Annotated in this window: 11 protein-coding genes and 1 pseudogene; 5 read left to right on the forward strand and 7 right to left on the reverse strand. The window is 44.8% G+C overall.

The window, feature by feature from the left end:
* Positions 1–51: 51 nt before the first annotated feature.
* From FM038_RS00915 to ompR, 3 genes are all read right to left on the reverse strand, one after another.
* Positions 52–2,016 carry a methyl-accepting chemotaxis protein gene (locus tag FM038_RS00915; protein ID WP_142873097.1) on the reverse strand — a complete coding sequence of 655 codons (1,965 nt, stop codon included), beginning with the start codon at positions 2,014–2,016 and terminating at the stop codon, positions 52–54.
* Between the two features lie 113 nt (positions 2,017–2,129).
* Positions 2,130–3,440: a two-component system sensor histidine kinase EnvZ gene (envZ, locus tag FM038_RS00920; RefSeq protein ID WP_142873096.1), complete on the reverse strand. Its 1,311-nt coding sequence runs from the start codon at positions 3,438–3,440 to the stop codon at positions 2,130–2,132.
* Between the two features lie 55 nt (positions 3,441–3,495).
* Positions 3,496–4,221 (reverse strand): osmolarity response regulator transcription factor OmpR, encoded by a 726-nt coding sequence (gene ompR / locus FM038_RS00925; protein ID WP_142873095.1) that lies wholly within the window; start codon positions 4,219–4,221, stop codon positions 3,496–3,498.
* Between the two features lie 232 nt (positions 4,222–4,453).
* On the opposite strand from ompR, the pseudogene FM038_RS25365 reads away from it, so the two are divergent.
* A pseudogene (locus tag FM038_RS25365) lies at positions 4,454–4,548 on the forward strand (transcription elongation factor GreAB); the annotation flags it as partial.
* Between the two features lie 1,492 nt (positions 4,549–6,040).
* On the opposite strand, the gene greB reads toward FM038_RS25365, so the two are convergent.
* Entirely contained in the window at positions 6,041–6,532 is a 492-nt protein-coding gene (greB, locus tag FM038_RS00930; RefSeq protein ID WP_142873094.1) for a transcription elongation factor GreB, read from the reverse strand.
* A gap of 476 nt (positions 6,533–7,008) precedes the next feature.
* Here greB and FM038_RS00935 point away from each other — a divergent pair, with 476 nt between their 5' ends.
* From FM038_RS00935 to FM038_RS00945, 3 genes are all read left to right on the forward strand, one after another.
* Positions 7,009–8,802: a thiamine pyrophosphate-binding protein gene (locus tag FM038_RS00935; RefSeq protein WP_142873093.1), complete on the forward strand. Its 1,794-nt coding sequence runs from the start codon at positions 7,009–7,011 to the stop codon at positions 8,800–8,802.
* Between the two features lie 130 nt (positions 8,803–8,932).
* Positions 8,933–11,275: a Tex family protein gene (locus FM038_RS00940; RefSeq protein ID WP_142873092.1), complete on the forward strand. Its 2,343-nt coding sequence runs from the start codon at positions 8,933–8,935 to the stop codon at positions 11,273–11,275.
* Between the two features lie 294 nt (positions 11,276–11,569).
* Positions 11,570–13,621, forward strand: a complete 2,052-nt coding sequence (locus FM038_RS00945) for an LTA synthase family protein (protein WP_142873091.1) — start codon at positions 11,570–11,572, stop codon at positions 13,619–13,621.
* Positions 13,622–13,938: 317 nt separating this feature from the next.
* On the opposite strand, the gene FM038_RS00950 is transcribed toward FM038_RS00945, so the two are convergent.
* Positions 13,939–14,451 carry a hypothetical protein gene (locus tag FM038_RS00950; RefSeq protein ID WP_142873090.1) on the reverse strand — a complete coding sequence of 171 codons (513 nt, stop codon included), beginning with the start codon at positions 14,449–14,451 and terminating at the stop codon, positions 13,939–13,941.
* A 78-nt stretch (positions 14,452–14,529) separates the two neighbouring features.
* The gene (bioH, locus tag FM038_RS00955) at positions 14,530–15,315 is read right to left on the reverse strand and encodes a pimeloyl-ACP methyl ester esterase BioH (protein WP_272877523.1); all 786 of its coding nucleotides are present in this window, start codon (positions 15,313–15,315) and stop codon (positions 14,530–14,532) included.
* A gap of 135 nt (positions 15,316–15,450) precedes the next feature.
* Between bioH and FM038_RS00960 the strand changes: the two genes are divergently transcribed.
* Positions 15,451–16,116 (forward strand): ComF family protein, encoded by a 666-nt coding sequence (locus FM038_RS00960; RefSeq protein ID WP_223293072.1) that lies wholly within the window; start codon positions 15,451–15,453, stop codon positions 16,114–16,116.
* 2 nt (positions 16,117–16,118) lie between these two features.
* Here the strand turns inward: FM038_RS00960 and FM038_RS00965 are convergent, their stop codons facing one another.
* Positions 16,119–18,665, reverse strand: coding sequence for a M14 family zinc carboxypeptidase (locus FM038_RS00965; protein ID WP_142873089.1), 2,547 nt, complete (start codon positions 18,663–18,665; stop codon positions 16,119–16,121).
* Positions 18,666–18,780: the final 115 nt, after the last annotated feature.

The raw sequence follows: 18,780 nt of genomic DNA on the forward strand, positions 1-18,780 counted from the left end.
AAGTTGTGAACTAGGTTTTCGAGATTTTAACATTGTCGGCTATAAATGAAACTATGCAGCGTGAGATAGGTGAGTTTCTTTGTTCGCTATACCTAGATTCGCTTCAATATCTTGCACACTCTGTTGTACCTCATTGCCAATGACTTCGCTTTGCTGTGAAGCCGACTGAGCCTGATTTTTTAGCATCAACATGGCATGTACAAATTCATCCAGATAATTGACTTGCTGTTGGGCATTGATGGAGCCTTGTTTTGCCGTGACGGCCATGTCACTAGCTTGAGCTTGTACCGATAGAGCTACATCTGATAATCCTTGGGCTCGGGCTTTTTGTCTCTGTGTAGCTTGCTCGATACCCGTCATGTTGATCGCGAGTTCACCATTGGCTTGGTTGAGCTGATTCAGTATATCCATAATCTCTTTCAAAGAGGCTTGGGTTCTCTGAGACAGGCTTCTGACTTCATCGGCTACAACGGCAAAGCCGCGGCCTTGCTCGCCGGCTCTTGCAGCTTCTATGGCCGCGTTGAGTGCGAGCAAGTTTGTTTGCTCGGCAATATTGCCGATAACATCGATGATCTTAGAAACATCTTCGACTGATGTAGTCAGGCTAGACAGAGATAAGTGGGATTGAATCACAGCTTGCTGAGTTTCTTCGGTAGCCTGTAGCATTAACTCTGCCTCACTTTGGCTTATTTGCATCTGCAGCATGGTCTGCTCAGCACTTTGTTCCACCAAAGAGGAGGTTGTGCTGACTTCATGAGCTAGGCTTCTTATCTCATCAGTTTGTGATTGAGCCTGACTGACTACATGTTGTGTTTCATCTGTACTGTGAGTGATCTGTGAGATGCGTTCGACTAAGTTTGACAGTGATTGAGAGACCAGGCTCATCTGTTCTCGTTGGGATTCATCTTCCTCTTCGAACCTTTGCAGCAAAAGGTTGAAGTGCCCAGCTATCTGGCCTGTTTCACATCGTCTATTGATTTCGAGTCGTTCACGACTATTTGATTCGCTGAGCTTTTGAAATGCATGGTTTAGTTGTTTGAGTGGTGATACGACCCTACGCTGTTGTAATAATAGATAGATTACAGCGAAAAGCGCGAGCACCGAGACCACAGTATATAAAGCCAGCTGTAACTCTTTCTTTAGCTGTTGATTTTGTCTGGCTTGTGTCGCACTTAACTCGAGCATTGCTTGCTCAACCTCACTGATAGATTGCTTGAGCTGTTGTTGAATAAGCTGATTATCTTGAAGCAAGTTATAGGTGTTTGTGACTTCACGCTTATAGCGATTACTCAGGCTAAGAAGTTCAGAGCGGTAAGTCTCACCTATTTCTAGCACCTCTTCCTCGGCACCACCTAAGGCAAATTCATCGATTTCCTGACTTTCATATATACCAATCAAAGGTAGAGAGTCTAGCCTGTTATGCCATATTTCGAGTTCATCGATAGTACTTTGCAGAATAGATTGTAATCGTTGATCTTTGCCTATTAGATAGCCCTGCGTGAGTTGTGATAGCTGATAAACCAGAGGGGGTAATTGACGTGTTAGCCTGAGATATTGCTCAGATAAAGATAAACTGTTGCTGCGACCGACATCGGCATAATCGGCTAGGCGGCGGTTGTTATCTAGCATCTCAGCCTCTGCATGAGCAAGAAGCTGTCTGGGGTTACCAGCAAGTTTACCGGCGGCTCGATAGTCGGTATCTAAGCTTTGAATAAAGTGGCTGAGAAGTCGTCGGAGGGATTCAACGTCACTGTCATTATTGATAGCAAGAGATGACTCGATCTGTTCGAGTAAGGTTTTGGCAATTTCTAACTGATTAGCATCGCCAGTATTGAGGTAAGCATCGAGTTCCCGTCTTATCTCAACCAGAAATGTTTGCTGTAACTGCTGTAGATTATTCGATTTTACTTCAATGTCATGACGCTTTTCGTTACTCCAGACAACTAGCGTAGCCAAAACCGCAGCGAGTAGTAATAAGGTGGCAGAAGCTGATAGTGACAGTGTGGATATTTTCATTGAGAGTATCCCTTGCGACGAAACTTGCCGCAAGGGTAGGTGAAAGGTGTTACATATTTATTGCAGTAATATGACGCTTATTTCAGTTGCCGCTTATATAACAACCCAAGCCATCAAGCCATAGGTAACCAGACTTGGGCATGCAAACCACCGGCGACGCGATTCGTGAGTACGACTTCCCCTCGGTGGCGATCGACAATACGCTTGATAATCGCTAAACCTAAGCCTGAGCCGACACTACCTCGAGCCGAATCTCCCTGAGTAAATGGTTGGAATAAATTGGGGATTTCTGACTCCGGAATACCTGGACCGTCATCTTCGACGCTAAAGCCGACTCTGCGGCCATCAAAATGTGAACTGATCCTGACCCAACCGTTTCCATAGCGGAAAGCATTTTCGACTAAGTTACTCAAGATACGCTTAATGGCGATGCTTTGAATCGGGATCTCGGGGCACTCGTTAAGCACGACCTCAATTTCACCCTCTCGGTTTGACTCTGCTTGAGCGACATCTTCGATAAGGTAATTGATCTGCTCTTGCTCGCGGATGCTTTCCTGATCTTGTCTGATATAGGCGATGAATTGGTTGATAATCGCGTCCATATCTTCAATATCATGAACAATACCATCTTTAAGGTACTGATCTTCGGCCACCATCATCTCTGATGCGAGCCGAATACGGGTAAGTGGGGTACGTAAATCATGGGAAATACCCGCCATCAGCAGCGCTCTATCTTGCTCAAGCTGCTTCATACCGTGTGACATTCGATTGAAAGCATTGGTTACTTCGACGAGCTCGGTTGAACCTGTTAACGGCAGAGGCTCAGGGTAGTCGCCCATTGAAACGGAAATAGCCGCCTTCTGTAATCGCCTGAGCGGTCGATTCTGTTGTCGGGCAAACCACCAACCTCCAGCAACACTCAATGCACCAATAACCATCAAATAGAGTGTTAGAGGCGACAGGTCGTATTCGTTAAAGCCGGTGAGTGGAACTTTAATCCATATTGAAGGGGCTTGGGGGGGTCTTATCCAGATCTCGAAAAACTCCGATTGAGCTATTCTTACTTCTGCTTTACCGCCTAAATGCTCCGACATCTGAGAGGATAACAGCGCATAATACGTGGCTTGTTCAATACCAGCTTCGCGTGCCTGTTTTTGGTTATAAACTTGCATACCATCGTCACGAACCTTGGCATTAAGCGCATCCACCATCGTCAGGTGTTCACGACCAACATCGACCCCATCGACAAATAACAACTTAACCTGCCGAGCTATCAGCTGGTTAATCTGTTGGTACGTCGGCTGGATAAAATAAGCCGCCACGGAAAGGTAAGAAACCAATTGGTTGATCAGCAGTAAGCTGCCGATCAGCATGACTGTTTGGCTAAATGCACTGCGGGGTAAAAGCTTTTGCAGCCACTTCATGTAACTGTTACCCCTTAGGACTTATGAAAATCATCGTTGAAAAAAACAAGATTGTTTATCGACGCGAAGTGCCATCAGGCACAAAAACATATCCTAGGCCCCAAACCGTTTGAATATATCTTGGGTTTGCTGGATCTTTTTCAATTAAGCGTCTTAAGCGAGAGACTTGTACGTCAATAGAGCGCTCTAGCGCTGAGTAGTCACGACCACGAGCTAAATTCATTAATTTATCTCGAGACAGAGGTTCGCGAGGATGACTCACAAGCACCTTAAGGACAGCAAACTCACCACTCGTCAACGAGATAGCTTCTTCGCCATGATACATTTCGCGAGTCGCTAGGTTGAGAGCAAACTCTCCGAAGGATATCTCCTCCTCCTGCTGAGTCGGTGCACCTGGCACATCTTGACTCTGTCTGCGCATTACGGCTTTTATACGTGCAAGTAGCTCACGTGGATTAAACGGTTTAGGTAAATAATCATCGGCGCCGAGCTCAAGCCCGATAATGCGATCAACTTCATCACCTTTAGCGGTAAGCATCACGATTGGAATCGTGCTTCCTGTTTGACGCAATCTACGACAGATAGAGAGACCATCTTCACCAGGAAGCATTAAATCTAAAACCAGCAAATGAAAATTTTCACGTTCTAGTAGTCTATCCATCTGATCTGCATTGGCAGCACTTCGAACCTGATAACCTTGCTCCATAAGATAACGCTCGAGTAAGGCTCTTAGCCTCATATCATCATCGACGACGAGAATCTTTGAGGTTTCCTGTCCCATGGTTATTATCCTTTTTCTTGGAACCCGATAGTGATCGGTAGCCAACTGGCTGATATTGATATTCTTTATTTAGGCTAATATAGCCGCTTTAAATACTCCATGACTAGAGGCATGTGGGTGAGATTGATAATATTATTGGGGTTGAACTCTATATCTAATGCGTAACCAGTTGTATTATAATGAGAAGTAAGTAGTTCTGCACTCACTTCTGAAATTGTAACTAAATTGATACAGACAGAAAACATATCTCTGGAAAGAGTATCGCCCGCAGATCACTAAAAAGTGCAAGAGGCTGCAGCCCAAGGTGATAGATCGGAAAATGCTGATTCACGCTTAGTCCCATAGGCTAGATACTCATTATAGCTAATGGCCTCCTAATTTTTTTGCTACAAAATTCTAATCAACTCACCTTTTTACCTAAAAATTATCATCTCGCAATAAACCCCTAAATTGCTTTTGCCCCAAAGTGAGCCAGCCTTCGAATGAAGGTCTATTGCATTTTCGTTGATACGACCGTCTTTCCGGCAGAGCTTTTGAGCCGGAATCCCGCATTTGTTGGACTGTGTGTTTGAAAGTCGTACTTTCATGGCAACCTATCGCTTCCCAGCGGGGGCTATGCAGATGCTTCTGCGAGACGCCGTGAACACGTCCGTGTGGGCTCTGCCAAAACATCCATGTTTTGGAAGCTCGCAGCCGCACCTACACTGAGGTTTTCACAAGCAGTCGATCTCTTCTGTTTAGGTTTATGGCTAGGCTTCGTGACACGTTTCTGCCCCAAAGTTTGCTAGCCTTCGAATGAAGGTCTATTGCATTTTCGTTGATACGACCGTCTTTCCGGCAGAGCTTTTGAGCCGGAATCCAGCATTTGTTGGACTGTGTGTTTGAAAGTCGTACTTTCATGGCAACCTAACGCTTCCCAGCGGGGGCTATGCAGATGCTTCTGCGAAATGCCGTGAACACGTCCGTGTGGGCTCTGCGGCAACGTCCATGCTGCCGAAGCTCGCAGCCGCATCCACACTGGGTGTTTTACAGAAAGGGGCATCTTCAACTCGAGCGAAGTATCACCACGGAGCGCTTCGCTTCCACGAAGAACACGGAGGTAAAGATTGAGCTAAAAGTTGAGAGTTGCAAAGACTTTAGCTGTTGCCTTTCTCCGTGTCCTCTGTGTTCTCCGTGGTGAATAGCTTTAGGATTGATGCTTTACCAAGAAACAAGCACTCTTACCACGGAGCGCTACGCTTGCACGGAGAACACGGAGGTAAAGCTAAAACCTACACCAGAAAGCCTTAGAGCTAGCTTATTATGTCCAAAAACGTGTTTAGCTAGCACCTTTAAGCTCCAATCGAAGAAATGAATAACCTGATGTAGATGCGGCAGTGGGCTTCGGTTTCAAGGATGAAACCGCAGAGCGGCCAGGGATGGCTTTACAGCGTCCCACTGAAGTATCTACATGTGAGCCTGCTGCAAGCAATAGATAACAATGAAGTCATGCTTACCAGATAATAACCAAATACCGAGTTAGCCCAATGAATCCACAGTAGATATTTCAGAAACGTGTTATCCGACAAGTAAACACATTCTTGTCCAGAAGCGAGCTAGAACTCTACAAATTTATTCCCTGAAAGTAATTCCAATCGAAGTGATAAATATGCAGTGTTCGCACATCCCTCGCCGGGCAGGCGATTGATAACAAGACTGTAATGGTGACCAGAAAACTGCCAAGTATCAAACCAGCCCAATGAACCGAAAATTAAAAGAGATTTGAAACTTGTTATCCGACAAGTAATCCAACTTTTATTGAGCAGATAATGACTAACGACTAGTCATTATCAAGGCTAGGGTTTTGGTAGGAAATGTTATTCACATACCAAGTTTGCTCACCTGTAGGAGTCTTAACGACGGCCTCGTCATCGACCTCTTTTTTCAGTAGGGCGCGGGCCATTGGGGCATCGATAGAGACGTAATCGTTTCTGCCATAGATTTCATCTGGGCCAACAATTTTAAATTTCTTCTTTTCACCATCGTCATTTTCAATTTCGACCCAGGCACCAAAAAAGACTTTGCCGTCTTGTTGTGGTGAATACTCAACAACTTTAACAGCTTCAATACGCTTTCTTAGAAACCTCACTCGAGAGTCTATTTGCCTGAGGAGTCGCTTATTCTCTTTGTAGTCAGCGTTGTCTGAACGGTCGCCAAGGCTGGCAGCCCACGCTACCTTTTTGGTGATCTCTGGTCTGTACTCACGCCAAAGGTAGTTGAGTTCTTTATTGAGTTTATCAAACCCTTCACGGGTGATTAGGTTGGTTTTCAACTTGCTGTTCCTAGTCCTTGCTTGCAAATGTTGTAGTGCTGTTTTGATGGCATCTAATGTTGCAACAGGGAAAATGTCTCTTTTTATTAGTCGTTAATATACTGCCATTTTGCCCCAGCTCCAATCCTTGTTTCCGCATCAACTCGCTAGAGATAAGCTGATCTAGTTTCTTCCTCTACCTATACTAGAGGTTGGTTTATCTGGTTTGGGGCTTAGGCCCATCACCTCATCTGCTAATCGACATGGCTTCGAGATACTGATTAATCGAAGAAGTATGCCCGAGCATACCCTGTAAAGTTTAATCTACATCATTAATAGCCCTGTAACCTCAGTGCTGTTAGGGTGATGACTGTAATTGTAATCTTGCCTTTCCACTTCGCTGGCTCATCTCATTTGGTCACAAATGATCTCGATCAACGCCTGAAACTCCTATAGCTACTAGCCTGCCGATAATATTAATTATTAAGGACTGGGTTGTGGCGACATCAATTGAAGACAATTTTGGCGACGAATATTATCAACACTTACCTCAGTTTGGCGCTAGCTTGGGAGAGCTTCTCTGTTTTTTTGGAGTAAAACGCACCTATGGTGTTGGTGGTGACTTTGTCGCTAACTTGATAAATGCCTTAGAACCTCATGTTGAAGTGCTACCTTCGAGCAATGAGATGCATGCAGGATTTAGTGCTTGTGCTCAGGCTGAGCTAAATCCTTTAGGCGTATGCATGACGACGTATACGGTCGGTAGTTTACCTTGTGTGAGTGCTGCAGCGCTGGCGCGAACTGAAGGCTTGCCTGTGGTGTTTATCTCTGGCGCTCCAGGTGAGAACGAAGTGAATAGTCATGCTTTACATCATAGCGTCCATCCAAGTACGGCCTGGAATACCGATCTCGATGCGGCATTAAATGCCTTTCGAGCATTGGGGATCCGCGCCGAGCGCCTTCAAGGGCAAAGGCATTCTGGTCAGCCAAATATTGCCGCCGAGCAATGTTTAGATCTACTCACCTATGCATATTTGAACCGTCAGCCAGTATTTATCGAGATCCCTCGAGACTTAATCAATCAACCGACCCAGTCTTTACGCCTACCCAGCCAGTTAGCTCAGTTAACTGGCGATCAGCAGTTAAGCCTTAGCGGGGCTGAGCTGATCGCTAGAAATATTGAAAAGAAGCTTACTGCAGCGAGTTCACCTTTGGTGTTTTTGGGTGAAAAGCTCAGGCTCAACCAAGCCTTACTAACAAAAATCATCGCATTCTGTCGGCAGCAAGGTTTGCCCTATGCAACGAGTTGGTTTGGTAAAGGTATGTTGGATGAGAGTGATAGCCTTTGCTTAGGAAGTTATAACGGCGCTTTCAGCGAGATAGAGGGTAAGGCGTATATAGAGTCTGTGGCTGATTATGTGCTGGAGCTTGGCACTGCCATATCACCGAGTGATACCAATAATGCGTTTAGTAGCCAAACGCATGCAGTCGATAGTCATAAGAATAAGACGATGCTGAAGGGAACATCGAGATGGGAGCAGGATATTTCTGTGGTGATGGACTTGCTTCAGTCTGCTCATTTAACGCCTAGGAAATTACCCGCTCAGTTCGGTGATGGTGTTATCGCATCAAATATCGATTCCTTGATGCTGGGTTATCACAATCTGGCTGCAACGATTAACTTGGCTCAAGGAGAGTTATCTAAGCCTTATATTTTTGTCCCTGAGGTTGGGAGTGCTCTGTTTGCCAGTTTTGAGCTACAAACGTTAAATGGCGACCTAGGTCGAAGCTATTTGGCCAATCCTTGGTACGCCGCGATGGGAACGTGTTTACCCTATGCTAGGGCGATTGCCGATCAACTGATTGAGATGGGCAGTAAACAGCCCATTTTGGTGTTGACCGGAGACGGTGGCTTTAATTTTCAGGCTAATGAATTAATCAATCTGCAAAAGCAGGCGGCCAATGTCACGATTATCTACATGCGTAATAATATTTTTCATCTAGGTAAGGCGGGTGATGCCCCTGTTTACGCCTGTAACCATCTAGCGTTCGACCCTAAGCTGTTAATACAAGCTTATGGTGGTCAAGGTCATTTGTGTGAGACAACAGGCCAGCTGATAGATTGTCTTGTTCAAAGTGCTGCGGTAGGTGGCTTGCACCTGATTGAGGTGCCGACATCAACGGAACCTGAATATCAGAGTGAAATAACGAAGAAGCTCAATACCTATATTGGCTTTAGAAATGGCAACGAGGAGGCAACGTCTGCCTGGAAGACTCTTTGTGGTGAGTGATTGCCGATTGATTGCACTATAGAAAGCTGCTTGCTTGTTCAAAGTGTGCAGCTTTCACATGCAAGCATGCCTTTTCCTGTGGTATCTTGAGCATCACTCGATTTTTCAACCCAGGCACGACACTACTTTTATGCAGATGACGCAAAATATTGCCCAGATCATTGCTCAGGAACTCAATGTTCGCGAGCAACAAGTCCGTTCGACAATTTCTCTACTCGATGATGGTGCTACTGTGCCTTTCGTCGCTCGTTATCGTAAAGAAGCAACTGGAGGACTCGATGATACTCAGTTGCGGACATTAAATAGCAGATTGAGTTATCTGCGAGATTTGAATGATAGGCGTGATGTGATCGTCTCTAGTATTGAAGCCCAAGGTAAGTTAACAGCTGAGCTGAAATTTGCCTTATTCGATGCTGATAGCAAGACACGGCTTGAAGATCTCTATTTGCCTTATAAGCCTAAACGCCGCACTAAAGGGCATATCGCTATCGAAGCGGGACTGGAACCTTTAGCTGATTGCTTACTCGCTAACAGAAGTGCCGATATAGAGGCTGAAGTGGCCAAGTACATCAAGGCTGATGCTGGATTTACTGATCATAAGCTGGTGTTAGACGGTGCACGCTTTATCTTGATGGAACGCTTCGCTGAAGATGCCGCTTTATTGCAGAAAGTGAGACAACATCTTACTCAAAGTTCAGTATTAGAGAGCCGTGTCGCCAAGGGTAAAGAGAAAGAAGGCGCGAAGTTCCGAGACTATTTCGAACATACTGAAAAGCTAACCAAGATCCCTTCTCACCGCGCCCTTGCTATGTTGCGTGGCCGTAATGAAGGCATGCTAACGCTGAGTATGAATGCAGATCCAGATAATGAATCTAAGCAAGGCAGTTACTGTGAAGTGATAATTGCCGAGCATTTTAAATTAAATCTTGGCAGCGGTGATGTCGATGCCTGGTTGAAGACGGTAGTGACCGCGACCTGGCGTATTAAAGTTGCCTTGCAGATGGAGAATGAGTTTGTTGCCAAGATGCGTGAACTTGCTGAGTCTGAAGCGATAAATGTGTTTGCCCGTAACCTAGGCGATTTATTGATGGCTGCTCCAGCAGGTGCTAAGGCAACCTTAGGCTTAGACCCTGGACTCAGATCTGGCGTCAAGGTCGCTATTGTTGATAATACTGGCAAGCTGGTGGCTCATTCGACTATTTTCCCCCACGCACCACAAAATCAGTGGGATAAATCTGTCCGCACGTTAGCTAACTTAGCCAAGATGCACAAAGTAGAACTCGTCGCTGTGGGTAATGGAACCGCATCGAGAGAGACAGATAAGCTTGCCGGTGACTTGATTGCCAGCGTTAAGGCTGAATTGCCAAAACTGACTAAGATCATGGTGAGTGAGGCGGGAGCATCTGTTTATTCTGCCTCTGAACTCGCTGCTAATGAATTCCCTAATCTTGATGTTTCTATTCGCGGGGCGGTCTCTATCGCGCGTCGTCTGCAAGATCCACTGGCAGAATTAGTCAAGATTGAGCCTAAGTCTATCGGTGTTGGTCAATATCAACATGATGTGAGTCAGAGTCAGCTATCGCTATCATTAGAAGGTGTCGTAGAAGACTGTGTGAATGGTGTGGGAGTCGATCTGAATATGGCATCGGCGCCATTGCTGGCACAAGTTGCAGGCCTAAATAAAACACTAGCACGTAATATTGTCACTTACCGAGACGAGAACGGCCAGTTTACTCAGCGTAAGCAGCTACTAAAGGTTGCGCGCCTTGGCCCTAAGGCCTATGAGCAAGCAGCGGGTTTCCTGCGTATATTTAATGGCGATAATCCACTGGACGCTTCGTCTGTTCATCCTGAAGCCTATTCTTTGGTTGAGTCTATTGCCAAAGCAAAAGGCCAAGGTGTGGAAGCACTAGTGGGTAATAGTGATTTGCTAGCCACTCTTTGTGCAGAAGAATTTACCACTGAGAAATTTGGTCTGCCAACGGTGACTGATATTTTAACTGAACTTGATAAGCCAGGACGCGATCCTCGAGGTGAGTTTAAGACGGCGACATTTAAAGAGGGCGTTGAGCAAGTTAAAGATCTTAAGCCTGATATGATCCTCGAAGGCGTTGTCACTAACGTGACGAATTTCGGTGCATTTGTCGATGTCGGCGTCCATCAAGATGGACTGGTTCATATCTCTTCACTCACGGATAAGTTTATTAGTGACCCTCATACAGTCGTTAAGGCTGGTGATGTGGTTAAAGTGAAGGTGATGGAGGTCGATGTTGAGCGTAAGCGTATTGGTCTGTCTATGCGTCTCGATGATAAGGCGGGGGATAAGCCTGCTCCTAGAGCAAATCAGAAAACGACTAATACGGGAAAACCCAATCAGCAGCGTAAATCGCAGCAGAAATCTCAACCTAAGCAGCAAGCGAATGCTGCGATGGGAAATGCCTTTGCGGATGCCTTCGCAAAATTGAAAAAGTAATGCCGTAAAAGCTAAGCATGATTATCTATGTCGAAAGGGTTTGCTCTTTCGACATTTTTTTGCATGTTTTTTGATACCTTGATTGTGGCTAGCTCTAATTGTTGTGTAAATGTGTACCTTTTATGGCTGGAAGGTGAACTTTAGTATTAGCTTTCTGTCATAATAAGTGGCTAGCACTCCGTAGAGGGTGATCGGCTACAAAGGATGCTCGATAGAGTAAAAGCGCATGGACCACTCTAAAGTTTCATTTTATTAACTTTAGATTAATAATTAAGTTTACTATTTGGGTGCTCCATGGCCACTCGTTTTTCTTTTTTGGGTCCCTTTAGATCCACCTTATGTTTTTGTCTAATTGCATTATTACTCGTGACCTTAAGTCGTATTGGCTTAGGTGTATGGCAAATCGAAAGGGTTACCGCTGTTAATGGTTGGTCCCACCTTTTGCTTCAAGGGCTGAGAGTCGATTTTGCGACCTTGTGTTGGTTGTGGGGGATCGCTGCATTAGGTACGGCCATTTTTTCCGGCGATCATGCTATTGGTCGTGGCTGGAATAAAGTACTGCAACTCTGGCTGACCTTAGGGCTTTGGCTCATTCTATTTCTGGAAGTATCCACTCCCTCGTTTATTGAGGAGTACGGTATTCGCCCCAACCGTCTATATGTTGAATACCTTATCTATCCTAAAGAAGTTTTCTCAATGCTTTGGGGCGGACGAAAACTGGAAGTCATCTTCGGTTTTGTCGTCAGTGTCGCTACGCTTTTTGGTGGTTGGAAATTAAGTGGCTATCTGCTCAAAAATCTTATTTACTCACGCTGGTATTGGCGTCCTGTTATTGCTTTAGCTGTGATTGTGGTGACCTTACTCGGTGCTCGTTCGAGTTTAGGCCATAGGCCTCTTAATCCAGCGTTAGTGGCGTTTGCCGATGACCCTTTAGTCAATTCCTTAGTGATTAACTCATCATATTCACTGGTTTTCGCCATTAATCAAATGGGTAACGAGGCTAATGCTGCCAAGATATATGGCCGAATGGATGAACAGAAGGTTATCGACACCATCAGGAAAGAAAGTGGTAGAGCGAGTAATCACTTTCTATTAGAAGATGCACCGAGTGTGTCATTTAATCCTGCCAGCTATCAAGGAAAGCCAAAAAATCTGGTTATTATCTTGCAAGAAAGTCTGGGAGCGCGTTTTGTCGGCGGATTAGGCGGCTTGCCATTAACACCTAATATTGATGCGCTTGCCCAGCAAGGCTGGTCATTTGAAAGGCTTTATGCCACAGGTACACGTTCAGTTCGCGGTATAGAAGCAATTACGACAGGGTTTACACCAACGCCTGCTCGTTCTGTGGTTAAATTAGGTAAAAGTCAGCAGGATTTTTTCACTATTGCCGAGTTACTTAAGGCGCATGGCTACGAGACTCAGTTTGTGTATGGTGGCGAAAGTCATTTCGATAACATGAAGAGCTTCTTCCTCGGTAATGGTTTCAGTCATATCGTCGATGAAAATAATTATGATGATCCCTCTTTTGTAGCATCGTGGGGAGTGTCGGATGAAGATCTGTTGCGTCGTGCTCATCAAGAGTTTGAGCAGTTTCATGAGCAAGGTAAGCCGTTTTTTAGTTTAGTATTTAGCTCCAGTAATCACGAACCTTTTGAGTTTCCTGACGATAAAGTTGAGCTTTATGAGCAACCTAAGCAGACTGTCAATAATGCAGTTAAGTATGCAGATTATGCTGTGGGAGAGTTTTTCAAACTCGCTAAAGCATCTGAGTACTGGAAAGATACGCTATTTTTGATTGTGGCTGACCATGATAGCCGTGTCGGCGGCGCGAGTTTAGTGCCTATTTCTCGCTTTCGGATCCCAGGAATTATCTTAGGGGATGGCGTCGAGCCTAGACAAGATCAACGAGTGGTAAGCCAAATTGATATGGCACCCACGCTATTGTCTATGATGGGAGTCTCAGATAGCTACCCAATGCTTGGGCAAGACTTAACCCGAGTTAGCGATGATTGGCCGGGACGTGCCTTGATGCAATATGATAAAAATATGGCATATATGCGCGGCGATGATGTGGTGATATTACAGCCTGAGCGTGATGCTGCTGGTTTTAAGTATGACTTTGCGACGGAGAAACTGAGTACAGCACCTCAAGCTGAAGAAATGAAACAAACAGCGCTTGCTTGGGCATTATGGGGAAGCATGGCGTACAACCGTGGCCTCTATCGTTCATTGTCTAATGAAGAACGGCTCGCAGTGAATCATCCGCAAAGTGATACGCTTCAGCTAGCGCTAGAAGATGGGGCACTTGTACCATCTGCTGCGGTTAATGAAGTACTGCAAGATTAAGATTATACCAATCAGTATAAAGATGTGATCGCTCAGCGAGAGTTTAGCGCTTCAGAGGCAAGGCAACGAGTGAAGAGCATAGTTATTCTACGTTCTAGCTCGTTAACACAGCGTATGAAGCGCTAAAACTCGCCTTTTAGGAGTGTTTTTGGCCGCCTACTTCTTCGTTGAATAGCTTCACAAGGGAATAACCATTCCATCAGCTATTCGCCTAGAATTAGTTGCCAAAAATCACTCTGAGTAGATCACTTTCTTATACTGATTGGTATTAGCTATGCCTGAACTTATTCTACAGAGGGATCGCTTGGTATGATTGTTTAAACAAATGATGAAATAGCATGCTGAGGCTGGGGAGTTGTTTGTTGTAGATAATAACTACTGACATGTTGCGCAACAGCTTGATAGAACTCATCAGGCTGGTTCTGCAAGGCTGCACTCTTCTCATTAATCGGTTGATTATTATTAGTTGGCGTCATCTGCTGACTAACGCGTACGTCACGCCTGCTAAGTGCTGGTCTGTTTCTGAGTATATCTTTAATCGAGGCTGGAGCCGATGTTGTTTTTTCGGCTTCTTTTTGCTGTGGACTATCCTGTTGCTGTTGCCCACTTCCTTGCTGTTTCCCCTGTAAACGCTCATTCAGCTTAGCCTGTATTTCTGGTTGCTCAGCTGTGCGTTCATGTTGCGGGGTAAATGGACGTTCTTCGTGGCTCTTAACTATTTCTGGTGTCGGCACGACAGGCGGTCTTTGCTGACTATCTACGCGCGCAGAATCGGTAGCGACATTGGTTGTCGCTATCGGTACTTGCGGGTAGTTTGTGACGACTAGCATAGTAAGGCCCTTTACTTGTATGGTTAAATAATAACCATTTATGGGCAAAAGATAAAGCTAGACAGGTTAGTGGGATGCTTAATTAGTGACTTTTTCTATCCAGGTCACAAATTCGTCTAAAAATTCATCGGTATGTGAGATAAATGGCGCGTGAGAAGCCTTATTAAGTATGACATCTTGGTAAAGTTCGACATTCTTTGGCATTAAAGCAGGAACATGTCTGGGCACCAGACTGTCTAGTCGTCCCCAAATTCTTAGCCAAGGCATTTCTATCTGGTTTAACTTAGGCCTCAAATCAACCTCTTCGAGCATTTTCAGCCCCTGAAGTAGGGCGTTAGAATTTGGAAGCGGTTTAGCTAAGACTAAGCTTCTAAGTTGCTTGATATCTTCTTTTGCCGTCGCACTCCCCATGGCCTGAATGGCAAGGAATCGCTCTACTGTCTTGCTGAGATCTTTATGCAGCGATTGTCCGAATTGGGCAAGAACCTGAGGTGGGATCCCTGGCCACTTCTCTTCTTCTCGGGCCATAAAACAGGGGGAAGAAGCAATGGTTATCAGACCTTTTATCTTCTGTGGATATTGAGTCGCAGCGAGTGTTGCCACAAGCCCACCCAGTGACCATCCCACCCAAATAGCTGATTCAGGTAGAACCTTTATCAATGCTTCTAGCCAATTATCTATTTCACCATCGATGGCAGTGCTATTACCGAAGCCCGGCAGATCGACATAGTGCACCCTATACTGAGATAAAGAGGAGTGGAGAGGGGTAAATACTGCGCTATTCATTCCCCAGCCATGGATCATAACAATTTCAGGGGCTGAAATAGGGCCAATAGATTTTATATGTAACAGCGTTTGGCTCACTGGTATACCTCAATGGAAAAGTCGATGAAATTGGTTCAGCTTACACAGCGAATAATACTGGTTAGACAATTGGCACAGAATGCTTTTACAGCTATCAAACTGTGGCTGGCTGCAAGTTTACCCAATCGGTGTTTGATGTGCCATCAAAGTGTGATGCTGCCTGAAAGCGGAATATGTTCTGTCTGTTTATCGGCTGGTATTTATCAAGCGTCTGTCTGCTTAGGCTGTGGTTGCACCTTAGTCACTCAGTCTCGATATTGTGGCTCATGCCTCAAGCAAGAACCTCTGATGATTGTTGCGCCCTGCAGTTATCATCAGGGATTAGGCCCTTGGGTTGCAGCGATTAAATATCGCGCTCAATTCGCGGCTCTACCTGTATTAACTAAGGCATTAGTTAATCGGGTACAGGAGCTAGAGCATTTAGGTTTATTAAAATTACCACAAGTACTCATTCCTGTTCCCCTGCATGTAGATAGATTAAAGCAACGAGGCTTCAATCAGGCTTGGATCATTACTCAAGCGTTAAGTCAGCAGCTCGATATTCCATTTTCTACCAGTGGTCTCAATCGAGTCTTAGATACCCAGCCTCAAGCAGGATTAACAGGTAAGCAGAGGCGCAGAAATTTGGCTAATGCATTTGAGTTAGAACAAGATTTTCCTTATCAACGTATTGCATTAATTGATGACGTGGTGACGACGGGGACAACAGCAAAAGAGATCGCTTCACTATTTGAGAAAAGGCATGTTCATGTGCAAGTCTGGTGCTTAGCGAGAGCTGAAGCACCAGGATTGTTAGACTAGTATTAATTCAATGCTGGAACCAAGTAGAGTGCGTTGGCATAAATCTTTTCTGAGCCTAGCCAGATGTTTCGAAACATCAGGTTATCGGCGAGGGCGACGATGGCTCCCTTGCCTCTGGTTTCTAGTACTATGGCGGGATTATTGGAGAAGCTACGCTGATACTCTTTAGCAAGATAGCCACTTATTAATGGTTCATCGGCATACTTCGCAGCAACAGTGAATGGGGCTGAACTGGTGGTTAATCCAATGGCCATATTTTTTAAAATGGCTAGACGATTACCTTCGATACCGAAGTTAATTGGATTGCTTGGGTCGAGTGATAACTCTACGATGGCACCACCTATAGATTGTCTTGCTGAGAGTTTTTCTTTATCTTTATAGCTTAAGCCTGTGGTGTCGAATAACTGTTTATAGAAACGCTTTCCCTTGATGTCACTCTTGAGTACGTTATTTTTATTCAACCAAGTTAATGCGCCTTTCTGGGCGATGATGGTGCCGCCATCAGTCGTGAACTGGCCTAATTTCCTAGCGAATTTCTCGTCGAGTGAAGAGTATGTTCCACCAGCCATAAACACATGGGTGTATTGATTTAACTTTATTCTGGAAAGGTAACCTACGTCTATCAGGGTGACAGGCACTGAAAGCTTGCGATCTAAGTAGTACCATAACTCCCCAACCTCAGAAGCATCTGTGCCACGGCCTGTGATCAGCAGAGGCTTAACGGGTTTGATGACATTGAAGTTAGGGCTGCCAAGATCTATACCTGAGATGGCTGCGCTAGTGGTGGCTGAGTGCATCTGTAGCGTATATTTAGAGGCTAGCTCTGCCAGTGTGGTATTAATTTTATTAGCACTATGTTTGGGCTGTTTTAGTGGTACTTGTAAGGTGCCTGCGGGAAAATTCTTTGTCTCACCATTGATTAATATACTGAATGGTTTTTCGGCATATTTAACTAAGATATTATCATCTAATAAAACCTGTAATGCTGGGGCCGCCATATCCTGCTGCCAATTAATGAGTACTGCTACGGATTGGTCGTTTTTGTTAAATTCTGGTTTCTTTGGGGCATCTTGTCTTAAAACATCAATATCTAACTTACTACGTCTGACCATTTTCAAGTGATAAGCACTTTCTAAATTCCAGCTGGAAACATCATAAAATGTCGGATCTTCGAATTCGGTGCTGTTATCAAACATCGCAATGAGTAAGCTTTTTTGAGGCTGATTGATTGGAATAAACAGACTGCTTTCGGCAAAGAAATCAATATTTCCTTGCTGCACGGTATCGGTTAAATAGTAAAACTCAATTTTGTGTCGCCTTAGCAATTGAGTGATATCTTCGATACGAGCTTGGTTAGATGATGAACCGATAAGGTAACCAGTTTGACGTCCACGCTTTAGTTGCTTATCACGGCCCTGATAAAACTCGCTTTGGTACTCAATCAGTTCATCTTTTAAAGCGAACGCGCCCTTTAAGCTAGATATTGAGGTGGCGAACTGATTATTGATGGCATCGGTGAGTCTAAGTTCACCATTCTTAGTTTGCTGTACCTGTCCCCTTGGACTTGCCTGTTCGAATAGCACGCCTATTGAGCCGTTAATATCAGGATAAGTAGAGCCTTTACCGTAATAAAAGTCATCAAATATCTCACGGCTAAAGTAGCCTTGTTGGATTTGATCTAGAGCTTGTCTGTGGAATTGGGCTAGCTTCTCGGTTAGCGCTTGATTAGTCTGGGAGGTCGCTGGATTGGTTCGTGTGGGAACTCCTGGCTGAAAGAAATAGCTTTGATCCCTGCCCATTTCGTGAAAATCTCCCACATAGTGCGGTTGCCACTTATGGAATAATGCCACTCTTCCCTGAGATTCTGGATGACGAAGAAATAGCCAGTCACGATTCAGATCTGCGAAGTAATGGTTGGTTCTTCCGTTAGGCCAATTTTGTCTATGCTCCTTATGCTTGCTATCACTGACTTCAGTCTGGCCTCGGTAATTGTTGGTCCAGGTGGAAAATCGGTCCATACCATCGGGATTTTGGCTGGGAGTGATCAAGACAATGGTGTCGTCTAGGAGTTGTTTTATCCATTGCTCATTACTTGAAGCAAGAAAATAGCTTAATGCCATGGCCGAATGAGCGCCACTGGCTTCGTCACCATGGATAGAATAAGCCAACCAGATCACTAAAGGACCTGATTGTTTGTCACCGGTTTTGACTCGTTGACGTTGATTTATAATGTCGTCTAAATTGTGCTGATTCTTTTTTGAGGTGATCACAGCCGTGAGTTGTTGCCTCGCCTCATGAGTTTGACCACTTAATTCGAGTGATACCCTTTCGCTATCATTGGCTAGCTGCTTCAGATAGAAATTGAGTTGGTCATGACGAAGGTGCCATTGTCCTAGTGGATAGCCTAAGAAAGATTCAGGTGAGGTAAGGGTTGGATCTGAACCTGATTTTGAGATCTGGATCACCGTTTGCGGATCTGCAGCAAGAGAAGTAGCAGTGAGGCAAAACGAACTCACTAACGTTAGAAGCAACAGGAAAACTCTCAACATAGATATGATTTTTATTCTTGTATTATATAAGGTTAAATTATCAGCTAGAGGGAATTATAGCCACAGTTAACGCTTGATTCCATCAGAGAAAATGTCGACTCAGTCATGATGATGA

Origin of the sequence: Shewanella eurypsychrophilus (assembly GCF_007004545.3) — a bacterium.
Classification (GTDB): Bacteria; Pseudomonadota; Gammaproteobacteria; order Enterobacterales; family Shewanellaceae; genus Shewanella; species Shewanella eurypsychrophilus.